Source organism: Fulverythrobacter fulvus (assembly GCF_037154085.1).
GTDB lineage: Bacteria > Pseudomonadota > Alphaproteobacteria > Sphingomonadales > Sphingomonadaceae > Andeanibacterium > Andeanibacterium fulvum.
The window spans coordinates 543,986-557,435 of sequence record NZ_JBANRM010000002.1 but is presented as its reverse complement, the minus strand read 5'-3'; the positions used below and the strand labels follow the sequence as shown (position 1 = coordinate 557,435).

General features: G+C 62.9%; 11 protein-coding genes. 8 read left to right on the top strand and 3 right to left on the bottom strand.

The window, feature by feature from the left end:
• Positions 1–7: 7 nt before the first annotated feature.
• On the top strand, positions 8–982 hold the full coding sequence (locus WFP36_RS08475) for an alpha/beta hydrolase (RefSeq protein WP_336979620.1): 975 nt from the start codon (positions 8–10) through the stop codon (positions 980–982).
• Between the two features lie 223 nt (positions 983–1,205).
• Here the strand turns inward: WFP36_RS08475 and WFP36_RS08470 are convergent, their stop codons facing one another.
• Positions 1,206–2,087 carry a dienelactone hydrolase family protein gene (locus WFP36_RS08470; RefSeq protein ID WP_336979618.1) on the bottom strand — a complete coding sequence of 294 codons (882 nt, stop codon included), beginning with the start codon at positions 2,085–2,087 and terminating at the stop codon, positions 1,206–1,208.
• A gap of 125 nt (positions 2,088–2,212) precedes the next feature.
• Entirely contained in the window at positions 2,213–3,142 is a 930-nt protein-coding gene (locus WFP36_RS08465; RefSeq protein WP_336979616.1) for an SDR family NAD(P)-dependent oxidoreductase, read from the bottom strand.
• Positions 3,143–3,214: 72 nt separating this feature from the next.
• On the opposite strand from WFP36_RS08465, the gene WFP36_RS08460 reads away from it, so the two are divergent.
• The 7 genes from WFP36_RS08460 to WFP36_RS08430 all read left to right on the top strand — a co-directional run bounded on the left by WFP36_RS08460 (position 3,215) and on the right by WFP36_RS08430 (position 12,058).
• The gene (locus tag WFP36_RS08460; RefSeq protein ID WP_336979615.1) at positions 3,215–3,913 is read left to right on the top strand and encodes a nuclear transport factor 2 family protein; all 699 of its coding nucleotides are present in this window, start codon (positions 3,215–3,217) and stop codon (positions 3,911–3,913) included.
• Positions 3,910–4,371 carry a nuclear transport factor 2 family protein gene (locus WFP36_RS08455; protein ID WP_336979614.1) on the top strand — a complete coding sequence of 154 codons (462 nt, stop codon included), beginning with the start codon at positions 3,910–3,912 and terminating at the stop codon, positions 4,369–4,371. Before WFP36_RS08460 ends, WFP36_RS08455 begins: the two co-directional genes overlap by 4 nt.
• Before the next feature lie 23 nt (positions 4,372–4,394).
• Positions 4,395–4,817, top strand: coding sequence for a nuclear transport factor 2 family protein (locus WFP36_RS08450; protein ID WP_336979613.1), 423 nt, complete (start codon positions 4,395–4,397; stop codon positions 4,815–4,817).
• A gap of 36 nt (positions 4,818–4,853) precedes the next feature.
• Positions 4,854–5,987 carry an amidohydrolase family protein gene (locus WFP36_RS08445; RefSeq protein WP_336979612.1) on the top strand — a complete coding sequence of 378 codons (1,134 nt, stop codon included), beginning with the start codon at positions 4,854–4,856 and terminating at the stop codon, positions 5,985–5,987.
• A gap of 152 nt (positions 5,988–6,139) precedes the next feature.
• The gene (locus WFP36_RS08440) at positions 6,140–8,590 is read left to right on the top strand and encodes a TonB-dependent receptor (RefSeq protein ID WP_336979610.1); all 2,451 of its coding nucleotides are present in this window, start codon (positions 6,140–6,142) and stop codon (positions 8,588–8,590) included.
• 387 nt (positions 8,591–8,977) lie between these two features.
• A complete protein-coding gene (locus tag WFP36_RS08435) occupies positions 8,978–11,317 on the top strand; it encodes a TonB-dependent receptor (protein ID WP_336979608.1) in 2,340 nt (779 codons plus the stop codon).
• 309 nt (positions 11,318–11,626) lie between these two features.
• Positions 11,627–12,058, top strand: coding sequence for a GFA family protein (locus WFP36_RS08430; RefSeq protein ID WP_463323410.1), 432 nt, complete (start codon positions 11,627–11,629; stop codon positions 12,056–12,058).
• 62 nt (positions 12,059–12,120) lie between these two features.
• On the opposite strand, the gene WFP36_RS08425 is transcribed toward WFP36_RS08430, so the two are convergent.
• Positions 12,121–13,230 carry a 5-methyltetrahydropteroyltriglutamate--homocysteine S-methyltransferase gene (locus WFP36_RS08425; protein ID WP_336979606.1) on the bottom strand — a complete coding sequence of 370 codons (1,110 nt, stop codon included), beginning with the start codon at positions 13,228–13,230 and terminating at the stop codon, positions 12,121–12,123.
• Positions 13,231–13,450: the final 220 nt, after the last annotated feature.

Here is a 13,450-nt window from a genome sequence, read left to right as displayed (position 1 = left end):
GGAAGAGATGCAAAGGAAGCTCCGTTACCTGACTGGCGGGCTTGCCCTGCTTGCCGCCGCCGGCCTGACGGCGCAGGCCGCCGCCCAAACTTCGCCCGAGGATATGGCGCGGCAAGAGGCCGAGCGGGACAAGGTGCCCGACACTGCCGGGGATGGCCCCTACCCCTCTCTGATCGAGGTCGCCCCTTCCCTGCCCGATCACGTGATCTATCGCCCCGCGGACCTGTCGAAGCTGGGCAAGGGCAAGCTGGGCCTGTTCCTATGGGGCAATGGTGCCTGTGCGGACGATGCCACCAGTTCGCGCCTGCATCTCTCGCAGATCGCTTCCTATGGCTATCTGGTGATCGCGCCGGGCAAGTGGCGCAGCGGGCCGAACGCGCGCGATCCCAAGGCCGCACCGCGTGGGCGTAACGCCGATGGATCCTATCCCCCGCCGCCCACCACCGCAGCCGACCTGACCAGTGCGCTCGACTGGGCGCTGGCCGAAAATGCGCGCAAGGGCAGCCCCTATGAGGGCATGATCGACCAAAAGGCCATTGCTGCGGGCGGGTTCAGCTGCGGCGGCATTCAGGCGCTGGAGATCGCCCCCGATCCCCGGATCGACACTCTGGTGATCCAGAACAGCGGGTTGCTGACCGATCCTTCGCTGGGCATTCCCGGCATGGAACTGCCCAAGAGCGCGCTGGCAAAAATCCACACTCCGGTGATCTATATCCAGGGCGGGCCGACCGACATCGCCTATGCCAACGGCAAGGACGATTTCGAACACATCAACCACGTGCCCGCCGTGATGGTGAACCTGCCCACGGGCCATGGCGGCACTTATCACGAGCCGCTGGGCGGCAAGGGCGCGCGGATCGCGGTGGACTGGCTGGAGTGGCAATTGCGCGGCAGCCAGAAGGCTGCACGCAGCTTCACCGGCGAGGATTGCGGCCTGTGCAACGATCCGGACGTGACGATCGAGCGCAAGAACCTGCGCTGAGGCGGCAAGGGCAACGCACTATCGTCATGCTGAACTTGTTTCAGCATCCATCTTTCAGCGTAGGCTGCTGCTCGATCCGGAGAAATGGACCCTGAAACAAGTTCAGGGTGACAATTGAGGGCTGGTGTAGGTATTTCCAAGGCCACGACCGCTCCCGAGAAAAAGGCCCCGCCTCACTTGGTGAGACGGGGCCTTTTTAAACCTTGGCGTGACGCCGGGCAGATCAGCCCATCTTGCCGTAGTTCCACAGCGAGAGCGTACGCGCGCGTTCGGCTTCGACCTGCTCGTATGCGGCCGAATCCACCGTGCACCAGCCGTGATCGGCGGCGAATACTTCGACCCGAGCGCCAACGCCCGCATCTTCCGCCGCGTGGCGCAGGGCCACCTTGTCGTCAGGGCTGCGCTTGTCGTCATTCTGGGCGATGGCGAAGAGGTAGAGCGCCTTGGTGCCCTTGAGCATCTTGTGCGGGCTGTCCGGCGCCGGAGTGACGAGGCCGCCACCGTGGAACGAGCTGACCGCGCCGACACGGTCGGGCACGGCAGCGGCAGTGCGCACGGCGTAAGAGCCGGTCATGCAATAGCCTTCGGCCGCGATCTTCTTGGTCGTGTCGACCGCCGGGTTCGCGTCGAGCCAGGCAACGATCGCCTTGGCATCGCTGACGATGGCCGGAACGGTAAGCTTGGCCATCATCGGCCCCAGCTTCTCGCGCCCTTCGGGGGCAAAGAATTCGGAGATGGTGTTCATTACCGGCGCCTTGGCGCTGCGGTAATAATGGTTCACCGCCACCACCGCATAGCCCGATGCGGCCAGCGTGCGGGCCATCACCTTATAGGCATCGCGCAGACCGGCGATGTCGGGATACATGATGACGGCGGGATGCTTGCCTTCGGCCGGGTGGACGAAGAAGGCGTCCATCTTGCCGTCGGGCGTGGTGATGGTGACGGTCGATTCGGTCAGTGCCGGGCCGGTGCCCTGCGCGGCACATGCAGTGCTGACGGTCAGCGTACCCATCGCTGCCGCACTGATCGCCGCAAAGTCCCTGCGGCTAAGGCCCCGTTTCGTCAGCGTGGCATCATCGGCCAGCGCCGTGAAATCATCGCACATCGATTCTCTCCTTGATCTTCTCCCGTCCAGCCGGTGGACGAAGCCCCGCCGGATCGCCGCCACTATGTTGTTTTTGTCCGGGCCTGCCAATGCCCAATCAGGCACCGGCAGGCAGGGGACGGAAATCAGGTGAGATCGTCGAGGCGGATGACCAGCCCGGCTTCGGCGGCCTTCATCGCGTCACGGCGCAGCTGTTCGATCTTGAGGCGTCCGGCCGGGGCTTCCTCCTTGGGCAGCGCGGCCATGGTGGCCGCGTGGATTTCCTCGAAATCCGGGCCATGTTCGGGGTGGGTCAGGATCAGGCCCTTCTGCTCGGTCATGCCCGCAAGGATCTTGGTGCCCACCTCATAGGGGTCCATCCCTTCCTCGAAGGCGGTGCCGAACTGTTCCAGCTCGCCCTTGGCGACATCGGGGAAGCCGCTGGTGCCGAAACCGTCCGGGCGCTTCAGCGCGCTGGTCCAGGCATTGGTGCGGGTCAGCGCCGGGCAGCACAGCGAACAGCCGATCTTGTGCGGCGCCAGATTGTATCGCAGCGATTCCGTCAGCCCGCGCACGGCGAACTTGCTGGCGGTATAGATGCCCGCCTGCGGGCCGGGCAGGAAGGCAGCCATGCTGGCGATGTTCACAACGTGGCGGCGGCCATGGCTGGCCTTGATCTTGGGCAGGAACGAGACGAGCCCGTTCACCACCCCGCCGAAATTGACGCCCATGATCCAGTCATAATCGTCATAGCTCGCCTCGTCCGTCGGCCCGAAGACCGAGACGCCGGCATTGTTCACCAGCACGTGGACTTCGCCGAAGTGCTTCACCACCTCTTCGGCCACTTCGGCAAAACGCGCGCGGTCAGTCACGTCGAGCTTGAGGAACAGGGGCTGTTCATAGCCCTTGGCCTTGAACCATTCGGCCACGCGGTTCTTGTCATCCTCGTTGCGGTAGGACAGCGCCAGCCGCATCCCCGCATCCGCAAAGGCCTGCGCCACGCCCAGGCCGATGCCGGTGACCGCGCCGGTGATGAAGGCAACCCGGCCTTCCCAGGGCCGTTCAGCAGTGCTCATATTTCCAAAATCCTCTCGCCAAAATTATCACGGTCGTTAGTAACGGCTCGAACGCAAATTGGGAGAGAGCAAATGAGCGACGTTGAAGCCCGCCTGGCCGAACTGGAACACAAGGTCGGCGTGCTGGAGGACGTGCAGGCCATCCGCCGGCTGCATTGGGCCTATGGCTATTACATCGATTTCAACCGCCCCGACGAAGTGGCGGACCTGTTCGCCGAAGACGGCGCGGTGGTCTTCCTCTCCGGCGAATATGTCGGCCATGCGGGTGTGAAGCGCCTCTATGGCGACTGGATCGCGGGCCGCTTCACCGGCGGACGACCGGGCCCGGTCAACGGCCTGCTGCTCGACCATTTCCAGATGCAGGACATCATCACCGTCGCGCCTGACCGGCAGACCGCCAAGGGCCGCTTCCACGGCATCCTGCTGGGCGGCTGGCATGACGACTTCCAGGACACCAAGGAAGAGATGATGCCGCAGCAGTTCATGGAAGCCGGCATCTACGAGAACGATTATGTGAAGGTCGACGGGATCTGGAAGATCAAGCGGCTGGACTACATGATGCAGTGGCAGGGCGATTACGAGCAGGGCTGGGCGCACACCACCGCGCACCTCCAGCCGGCAGAAAAGACCTTCCCCGAAGATCCGCTCGGCCCGGACGTGCTGCTGCCCGCCGACCAGCATCGCCAGACCTGGCCCTATCGCCAGGACGTGCCGATGCACTTCGCGCATCCCAAGTTCGGCTCGGTCCTGGCCGGACAGGAGAAGAAGTGAGATTGGCCCTGTTCGCGGCGCTGCTGGCATTGCCTGCAGCGCCGTCGCTGGCCGGGGAAGGCCCGGCCGGCGCGGCGGAGAAGCCATGCACGACGCGCGACGTCGCCAATGGCTTCATTCCGCTGTTCTACGAACAGGGCAAGGTCCGCGAGGCCTACGAAACCTGGGTGGCCGAAGATTACATCCAGCATAACCCGCATGCGACCGATGGGCGCGACGCCGCCATCGCGTTTCTGGAACCCTTCTATCAGCGCAATCCCACGCACCGGATGACAGTGCACCGGGTTCTGGTCGACGGCGATCTGATCGCCGTTCACCTGCATGGCCAGACCGGCCCGGACGACCGGGGCGCGGCGGCAGTCGACATATTGCGAGTGAAGGACTGCAAGATCGTGGAGCACTGGGACGTAACCCAGCCCGTGCCCGAAAAATCCGCCAATCCGAACGGCATGTTCTGACAGCAGCGAGGGAGACGCAGCCGATGACCGATCCCGCCGATACATCAGACCGCGAGAAGCTGTCAGTCCGCGAAGTGGCGGAACGCTTCATCGAGCTGTTTCACCATCAGGACAATCCGGCCGCCGCTTTCAAGGCCTGGGTCCACCCGAACTATATCCAGCACAACCCCAACGCTCCCACCGGTCGCGATGCCACACTGGAGGTGCTGGACGCCGCCGTGCGCAACAATCCCGAACTGACCCACGACGTGAAACGGGTGATCTTCGGCGAGGAGAAGGACGGCGAGGGGCTGGCAATGGTCCACCACCATTTTCGCCGCCGGCGCGACGAGCGCGGCTATGCCGTGGTAGATATTCTGCGGATCAAGGACGGCTATGTCGTCGAGCATTGGGACGTGATGCAGGAAGTGCCCGAGACGGCACGCAACAATAACGGAATGTTCTGACCGGCCACAAAGGCCGGCTGAGGGAGGGAGAGAGGAATGCCGCTTCTGCCGGATGGTAGCGAAAAGGGCCTGAAGGGCCATTTCGAGGAAGATTTCAGCGTCAGGACCCGGATCGGGTTGGCCCCGCGCGCGGGCCATATCGACCGGGACGCGCCCTATAAGCGCATAGCCACCGAAGAGGCATGGACCTTCCCCTCGCTGGTCGAGGCACAGGTGAAATATCTCGAGAGCGGGGCCGCCACGGGCGACGATTCCCTCAAGATGGCGGGCATGTTCGCCCGGATGCCGTCGCTTCAGGAAATGCTGCAGGACCTTGGCGAGCTGCGCATCTCGCACATGGATGAATTCGGGATCGACCGGCAATTGCTGCTGCTCACCGCGCCCGGCGTTCAGGTAGTGAAGCCCGGCGAAGGCACGCCTCTCGCGCGCGAGGGGAACGACATCGCCGCCGATGCCTGCGCCCGCCATCCGTCCCGCTTCTCCGCCCTTGCCGCCTTCGACCCGCGCGACGTGGCCGGATCGGTGAAGGAACTGGACCGCGCATTGGGCACGCTCAAGCTCAACGGCGCAGTGCTCAACTCGCACTGGCAGGGCCATTATATCGACGAGCAGGATTACTGGCCGATCCTGGAAGCGCTGGAGGCGCATGACGGCGCGCTCTACATCCACCCCACCGCGCCCTTCAACGCCCCGCATTACGAGACGCGCGGCTTCTTCGGCGCACTGGGCGGCTTCCCCCACGATGTGTGGCTGCACACGATGGGCCTGATCTTCTCCGGCGCCTTCGACCGCTTCCCCAAGCTCAAGCTGGTGATCGGCCATCTGGGCGAATGCCTGCCGCTGCATCTCTATCGCTTCGACTGGATGCAGGGGAATGCCGATAACCGCGCGGGCCTGCGCGGCGGGCAGCCGCCGGTGAAGCTGAAGCACCCGGTCAGCCACTATTTCCGCAACAACATCTGGGTCACCACCAGCGGCGTGGGCTGGGAGCCGGGCATCAAGTTCTGCATGGACGTGCTGGGCCCGGAACGCGTGCTCTACGCCATGGACTATCCCTATCAGCAGTCGAGCGACGAAGTGGCCGCCTATGACCGGCTCTCGATCAGCGACGAGCACAAGAAGATGTTGATGGAAGGCAATGCCCGCAAGGTGTTCAACCTTCCTGCCTGACACCGGCCTGCCGCCCGGCCTTTGATGGGCGGCAGGCAAGCTGCAAACACCACGGAATGAGGAAAGGAGAAAGCACGCATTTACAGCCGGATACACGAAAATTCGGACCGGCTCGTTTCGAGAAATGCACTCAATAATCTGGAGAGGGTATCATGACTGACAGGCATAATCTGCGCACCGCAATGGTGCTCGGCGCATCCGCACTTGCGATCGGGATCGCAAGTCCGGCCTACGCCCAGGCAGAGCAAGCGGACACGTCCGGTAACCAGGACATCATCGTGACCGCACAGTTCCGCGAACAGAATCTGCAGGACACACCGCTGGCCATCACCGCGGTCACCGCAGAAACGATGGAAGCCAAGAGCCAGACCAATCTGGCGCAAGTGGCCGACAGCGCCCCCAACGTCACATTGAAGCCGCAGGGCGCCTCTTTCGGGCCCTCCATCGCGGTTTCGATCCGCGGGATCGGCGGGGCGGACTTCAACCCCGCCTTCGAGCCGGGCGTGGGCATCTATATCGACGATGTCTATTACCCGCAGCTGACTGGCGCGGTGTTCGACCTGCTCGATCTCGAACGGGTCGAAATCCTGCGCGGGCCCCAGGGCACGCTTTCCGGACGCAACTCCGAAGGCGGCTCGATCAAGATGTTCACCCGCAAGCCCGAGGGCAGCAACACCGGCTATCTCGAAGGCACCTATGGCAGCCGTAACCGCATCGGCCTGCGCGGCGGGTTCGACTTCAAGCTGACCGACGACCTCTCGGGCCGTGTCTCGGGCGTCTATAAGCACCAGGAAGGCTATGTCGAACGCTACGATTTCGGCTGCCTCTACCCGGCGGGCGGATCGGCCACGTTCAAGGCGAATGACGGCACTACCCAGCTGGTCAATCCGGCAGGCGGCATTCCGTCGTTGCGGCCGCAAGGCTCGTGCCTGATCGATAAGCTGGGCGAGGTCGGCTATCAGGCGATCCGCGGGGCGCTGCGCTACAACCCCTCGAGCGACATCGATATCAACCTGTCGGCGGAATATATCCACGATTCCCACACCGCGGCGGGCGAAGTGCTGGCAGCGACCGATGTGATCGACAACCCCAACACCAATATCGGCGTCGTGCCTTACGACAACCGCTTCATCTGCGGGCGGTTCTGCAACTTCTCGTCCTATTCGTCGCCGGCGATCACCTATTACGGCGTGGCAACCCCGCCGGAGGGGCAGCCCTTGTTGGCGACCAGCAATTCGGACCAGAGCGTCTATGACGGCTACAATCTGGCCGCGAATTTCCACTTCGGGCTGAGCGACACTTTCTCGATCGACAATATCCTGGCCTATCAGGCCTGGGATACGACCTTCGGAGTGGATGACGACCTTTCGCCGATCCCGCTCTCGGGCGGCTATAACAGCCTGACTCACTGGAACTGGAGCGAGGAGCTGCGGCTCAACGCGCAGCTGGCGGACAACATCACGGCAGTGCTGGGCGGCTACTACTTCAAGCAGCGCACCGACTATTATTCCTATCAGGACCTGCGCTACCTGAACGTCGCGCCGGGCGTGGGCCTGTTCCCGCTGCAATTCATCCAGCCGGACGAGACCCCCGCCGAAGCCAAGGCGGTGTTCGCCAATGTCAGCTGGGAAATCACCCCCGGCCTGACCTTCGACGGCGGCCTGCGCTACACTGATGAGAGCAAGGAGTATCGCTACTTCCGCCTCAATCCGGACGGGACGATCAACCCCTATCTCGACCCGGTCGGCGCGGTCGACGGTGCCGGCGCACCGGGCGCCCTCACCGGCCTCGTCGCTACGTATCAGGGGCAGAGGTGGGACTGGCGCGCTGCGCTCAACTATCGCTTCTCACCCGACGTGATGGTCTATGGCAGCGTGGCGACCGGCTTCAAGGGCGGCGGCACCAATCCGCGGCCTTTCTATGCCAGCCAGGCGATCAGCTTCGCTCCGGAAGTGCTGACCAATTACGAAGTCGGCGTGAAGGCCGACCTGTTCGACCGGCGGCTGCGCATGAATGTGAACGCATTCTACGGCAAGCTGAGCGATCTGCAGATCGGCGTTTCGGTCTGCCCCGACGGTTCCACCCCCTGCGCCGCGCTGGTCAATGCCGGCAACGCAGAGGAAAAGGGCGTCGAGGCGGAATTCACGGCCCGTCCGGTCGATGGGCTGAGCATCGACGGTTCGATCAGCTATCTCGACTTCAAATATACCAAGCTGGACCCGTCGGTCAGCGGCACCTCGCTTGACGATCCGCTCGCCGGGGCGCCCAAGTGGAAATGGACGCTGGGTGCACAATACGAAATCGACGCCGGCTCGTTCGGATCGATCACGCCGCGTATCGACGCGACCTATCAGGGCGATATCTATACCGGCTTCAAGTATAATGGCGTGCCGCAGAACATCGATGCCTACACCATCGTAAATGCAAGACTCACCTGGCAGAATCCCGATCGGGATCTGTCCGTGTCGCTCGAGGTGACCAACCTCACCGACGAATATTACTACGTGACCCTGTTCGACCTGCGCGGAGCCGGCGCCGGGCTGGACAAGGCACAACCTGGCCGCCCGCGCGAATGGGCGGTGAGCGTCAAGAAATCGTTCTGAACCTTTTGCCCAAGCGGCAAGATTTGAAGGGCGGCCCCGCGTGGCCGCCCTTCGTTTGTTCAGTTGCATAAATCTTCGCAAATTGTATGTAAAACTTACAATTCACTTTCAGGGCATGTGCTGATATTGCACGCGCCACAGCCCCAAATCAGCCTAATACTTTTCCAGCGCAACAGCGAACAACTGTTCTACTTGTTCGCCCCGTCACGCCCGCGCCAGTTTGCCTCCGTCAAACTGTTGATTTCGTGCACCACTTGTTGCCCGGATGCGCAGAACACCGCGTAAATGGTTGCGACGGAACCTTTCCTGACTATGTGCCGCCGGACCAGGGGATTCATTAGCTATGCAATTGCACCCCCTCGCAATTGCGCCCTTCTGGAGAGGTACATGACCACATACAACCGTTCCACGGCGTCGCGCCGTGCGCTCACCCTTGCCGTTTCGACGCTTGCCGTCGTTGCGGCTACTCCCGCTTTCGCCCAGGACGAAGCCGAAGAAAACCGCGGCAACGAGATCATCGTGACCGCGCAGTTCCGCGAACAGGCCCTGCAGGACACCCCGCTGTCCATCACGGCCGTCGACGCAGCGCTGCTTGAATCGCGCAACCAGGACGACATCAAGGCTGTTGCCGCTCAGGCTCCCAGCGTGACGCTGACCGAACAGGGCGGTGCCTATGGCGCTTCCATGTCGGCCTCGATCCGCGGCATCGGCCAGTACGACTTCAACCCCGCCTATGAACCGGGCGTGGGCATGTATATCGACGATGTCTATTATCCGACCCTGACCGGCGCCAACTTCGACCTGCTCGACCTCGAGCGCGTGGAAATCCTGCGCGGTCCGCAGGGCACGCTGACCGGCCGCAACTCGATCGGCGGCGCGATCAAGCTGTTCTCGAAGAAGCCCGGCCCGGATTCGGAAGCCTATGCCGAAGCCAGCTACGGCAGCCGCAACCGCATCGAACTGCGCGCCGGTGCGAACTTCGCGATCACCGACAGCCTGTTCGCGCGCTTCTCGGCCGTGCACAAGAACCAGGAAGGCTATGTCGACCAGGTCGATTACGGCTGCGCCAATCCCGACAACCCGGAAGGCATCGCCCCGAAGATCGCGGCGCACCCCGGTTCGGACGACAGCTGCGTCATCGATAAGCTGGGCGAACAGAACTACACCGGCCTGCGTGGCGCTCTGCGTTACGAAGGTTCCAAGCTCGAACTGATGGTGACCGCCGATTACCAGAAGTCCGACCGCACCAGCTCGGCCGACGTTCTTTCGGTCACGAACAACGCGCAGTCGAACTTCATCTGCGGCGATTACTGCACCTATGCCAGCTGGTTCCTGGACGGCAAGGGTCAGACGGGCGACTGGTACACCGGCAACCGCAACGTGTTCGAAGGCTGGGGCGTATCCGGTCACGCGAACTACGAAATCAGCGATTCGCTGAACATCCAGTCGATCACCGCCTACCGCACCTACAACAACAAGTGGGGCTCGGACGACGACTTCACGCCGAACCCGGCAATCGCCGCGGGCGGCTACAACGATCTCGATTTCTGGTTCTTCAGCCAGGAACTGCGCCTGAACGGCAAGATCGGCGATCTGGTGGAATACACCCTGGGCGGCTTCTATTCCGACCAGAAGAGCACCTACTACACGATCCAGGACATCCGTTACGGTCCTTACTCGGGCACCCCGCTGCAGTTCGTGGGTAACGACCCGGTCAATGCCGACACGATTGCCGCCTTCGGTACCGTGATCGTCCACCCGACCGACAACATGACCCTGACGGGCGGCCTGCGCTACACCGACGAGCACAAGGACTACACCTTCGTGCGTCGCCGGCTCGACTACAGCCAGGGCCCCGTGGGCGGCGGCGTCGAAAATCTCGACGGCCTCGTCTCGATCTATGACGGCGACCGTATCGACTGGCGCGTTTCGGCGGACTACCGCTTCAACCGTCAGCTGCTGGCCTATGCGACCGTCAGCACCGGCTTCAAGGGCGGCGGCGTCACGGCGCGTCCGTTCTACCCGGCACACGCCACGATGGGCACCTTCCAGCCCGAAACCGTCACGTCCTATGAGCTGGGCCTGAAGTCCGACCTGTTCGATCGCCGCCTGCGCCTGAACATTGCCGGCTTCTACAACAACTACAAGGACATCCAGCTCGGCCTGTCCGACTGTACCGCTTACGGCGGCATCGCGGCACCTTGCGCCGTCCGTGCCAACGCCGGCGACGGTGAGATCTGGGGCGTGGAAGCGGAACTGTTCGCAGAACCGATCGACGGCCTGACCATCGACGGCTCGGTCAGCATCCTGGATTCCAAGTACACCTATCTCGCGTCGGCAGTCGGCACGAGCGTGACGCTGAACGATCCGATCGTTTCGCCGACCTTCCAGGGCAGCTTCGGCATCCAGTACGAAATCGGCCTGGGCGACAAGGGCACGATCACGCCGCGCTTCGACGTGTCGTATCGTGACAAGCAGTACATGGGCCACCAGCTGGACTCGATCAGCACCGATCTCCAGTATCTGGACGCCTACACGCTTGGCAGCGCCCGCCTGACCTATCGCAATGCGGACAAGGACGTGGAAGTTGCACTCGAAGTGACCAACCTCTTCGACGAATACTACACCCCGACCCGCTTCGCGTCGGTCTATGCCCTCAGCGGCACGGCCTACTCGACCGTGGGTGCGCCGCGCGAATGGCGCGTTTCGGTGAAGAAGTCCTTCTGATCCGAAACTCCGGCATACCGGAAAAAGAAAGGGCGGCCTCTCGGGGCCGCCCTTTTTGTATGTGCGCCTTGGTGGCCCCCTCCCCGCGCCCGCCCCTCCCCGCACCCGTTCGTCCTGAGCCTGTCGAAGGACACGGGAAACCGCCAGCCCGGCACTCCTTGTTGGGCGAAGGCTGGTGCGTGTCCTTCGACAGGCTCAGGACGAACGGAAGTTGGAAGAATTTGTCATTCCCGCGAGCGCAGGCGCCCTGCTGCAACCGTCTGGTGGCATTTCTTCATCGAACCAAGCATAGGCCCCACAGAAGAGGCGATGAAGCCAACGGGAGGAACACCTATGCCGCAGATCACGTCGGGTTCGTGCCAATGCGGCGCGGTGCAGTTCGAGATCGAGGGAGCCTTCGAAAGCTTCTTCCTGTGCCACTGCGGCCGCTGCCGGAAAGACACGGGTTCCGCGCATGCGGCGAACCTGTTTTCAACGACGGCGGCAGTCACATGGCGTAACGGCGAGGAGAAGATCGCTCATTATCAGATCCCGGATACCCGGCATGCGAAGAGCTTCTGCTCCGTTTGTGGAGCCGCTCTGCCAAGCATCCAGATGGGAGGCGCTTTGCTTGTAGTGCCCGCAGGCAGCCTTGACGGGGAGGTGGAGATTTCCCCGGTCGCCCATATCTGCACTGCCAGCCGGGCACGCTGGGAGGATGCGATGCGCGATATTCCCAGGCTTGAAGGCCTTCCGGCCTGATCCGCCCTGCTTGTCACTGCGAGGGGCAGATGCCCTCGCAGTGACGAAACAGGCGGGGGTGCTTAGCCCCAGACTTCCTCGGCCACTTCGATCACCAGGCGGATCTTGGCCGCCTGCTGCTCGGTGGAGATGTCGTTGCCGTGGACCGTGCTGGCGAAGCCGCATTGCGGCGACAGGGCCAGCTGGTCGAGCGGGGCGAACTTGGCCGCCTCGTCGATCCGGCGCTTGATATCGTCCTTGGTTTCCAGCTCGCCGAGCTTGGTGGTGACGAGGCCCAGCACCACCGTCTTGCCCTTGGGCAGGAAGCGCAGCGGGGCGAAGTCGCCCGAGCGGGGATCGTCATATTCAAGGAAGAAGGCGTCGATATCGAGTTCGTTGAACATGATCTCGGCCACCGGCTCATAGCCGCCTTCGGCCGCCCAGCTGGAGCGGAAATTGCCCCGGCACAGGTGGACCGCCTTGATCATGTCGGCCGGCGCGCTCGCGAAGCTCTCATTGATGAGCTTGGCATACTGGCGCGGCGTGTCGTTGGGATCGACCCCGCGCGCGGCGGCATCGGCCCGGTGGGTATCGTCGCACAGATAGGCGAGGTTGGTGTCGTCCATCTGGATGTAGCGGCAACCCGCATCGGCAAGGCTCGTCACTTCCGCGCGATAGGCGGCGGCCACGTCGGCGTAGAATTCGTCCATCGTGGGATAGACGTCTTCGGGAATGCCGCTGCGACCCGCACGGAAATGCAGCATGGTGGGCGAAGGGATCGCCACCTTGGCGGTCTCTTTCGTCAGGCTGGCGAGATATTGGTAATCGGCCAGCTGGATCGGTTCGACATGGCGGATCTTGCCCGAAACGACCATCTTGGGCGGGGCGAAATGCACGTCCTTGCCGGTGTCGTTCTTGAAGGCCTTGGCGATACCGCCCTGTTCTTCCACCCCGTCCAGCTTCAGCAGGAAGTCGGTATGGAAGAAATAGCGGCGGAATTCGCCATCGGTGATCGCCTTGAGGCCCAGCTCCTCTTCCCATTTCACGAGGTCGGCAATCGCCTTGTCCTCGATCTTGCGCAGGGTGGCATAGTCGATGTTGTTGGCCGCGCGATGCTCGCGCGCTTCGATAATCTCGCGCGGACGCAGGAAGGAGCCGACATGGTCGGCGCGCGAGGGCAGTTTGGTGGTCATGTGAGAGTTTCCTGATCTTAAGCTATAGCAGTGCTAAGCCAGGGTCATAACGCGGGCTCGCGCTCTTCTGACCCGCATGGGATACAGGCATTCCCCCAGCCGAAGCAATGGAAATTTGTGCGCCGCAGCGCAGGCAATCGCGCGTTTTCGCCGCTTGACCGGACTCGCGGGCGAACCGTAAGTGTTGCTTACAAACGAGCGCCGCACAGGCGCCGTGGGA

What these genes read in the sequence shown, in the direction of transcription:
- WFP36_RS08475 (WP_336979620.1), top strand. Translation starts at nt 8, where the DNA reads ATGCAAAGGAAGCTCCGTTACCTGACTGGCGGGCTTGCCCTGCTTGCC.
- WFP36_RS08470 (WP_336979618.1), bottom strand. Translation starts at nt 2,087, where the DNA reads ATGTGCGATGATTTCACGGCGCTGGCCGATGATGCCACGCTGACGAAA.
- WFP36_RS08465 (WP_336979616.1), bottom strand. Translation starts at nt 3,142, where the DNA reads ATGAGCACTGCTGAACGGCCCTGGGAAGGCCGGGTTGCCTTCATCACC.
- WFP36_RS08460 (WP_336979615.1), top strand. Translation starts at nt 3,215, where the DNA reads ATGAGCGACGTTGAAGCCCGCCTGGCCGAACTGGAACACAAGGTCGGC.
- WFP36_RS08450 (WP_336979613.1), top strand. Translation starts at nt 4,395, where the DNA reads ATGACCGATCCCGCCGATACATCAGACCGCGAGAAGCTGTCAGTCCGC.
- WFP36_RS08445 (WP_336979612.1), top strand. Translation starts at nt 4,854, where the DNA reads ATGCCGCTTCTGCCGGATGGTAGCGAAAAGGGCCTGAAGGGCCATTTC.
- WFP36_RS08440 (WP_336979610.1), top strand. Translation starts at nt 6,140, where the DNA reads ATGACTGACAGGCATAATCTGCGCACCGCAATGGTGCTCGGCGCATCC.
- WFP36_RS08435 (WP_336979608.1), top strand. Translation starts at nt 8,978, where the DNA reads ATGACCACATACAACCGTTCCACGGCGTCGCGCCGTGCGCTCACCCTT.
- WFP36_RS08430 (WP_463323410.1), top strand. Translation starts at nt 11,627, where the DNA reads ATGAAGCCAACGGGAGGAACACCTATGCCGCAGATCACGTCGGGTTCG.
- WFP36_RS08425 (WP_336979606.1), bottom strand. Translation starts at nt 13,230, where the DNA reads ATGACCACCAAACTGCCCTCGCGCGCCGACCATGTCGGCTCCTTCCTG.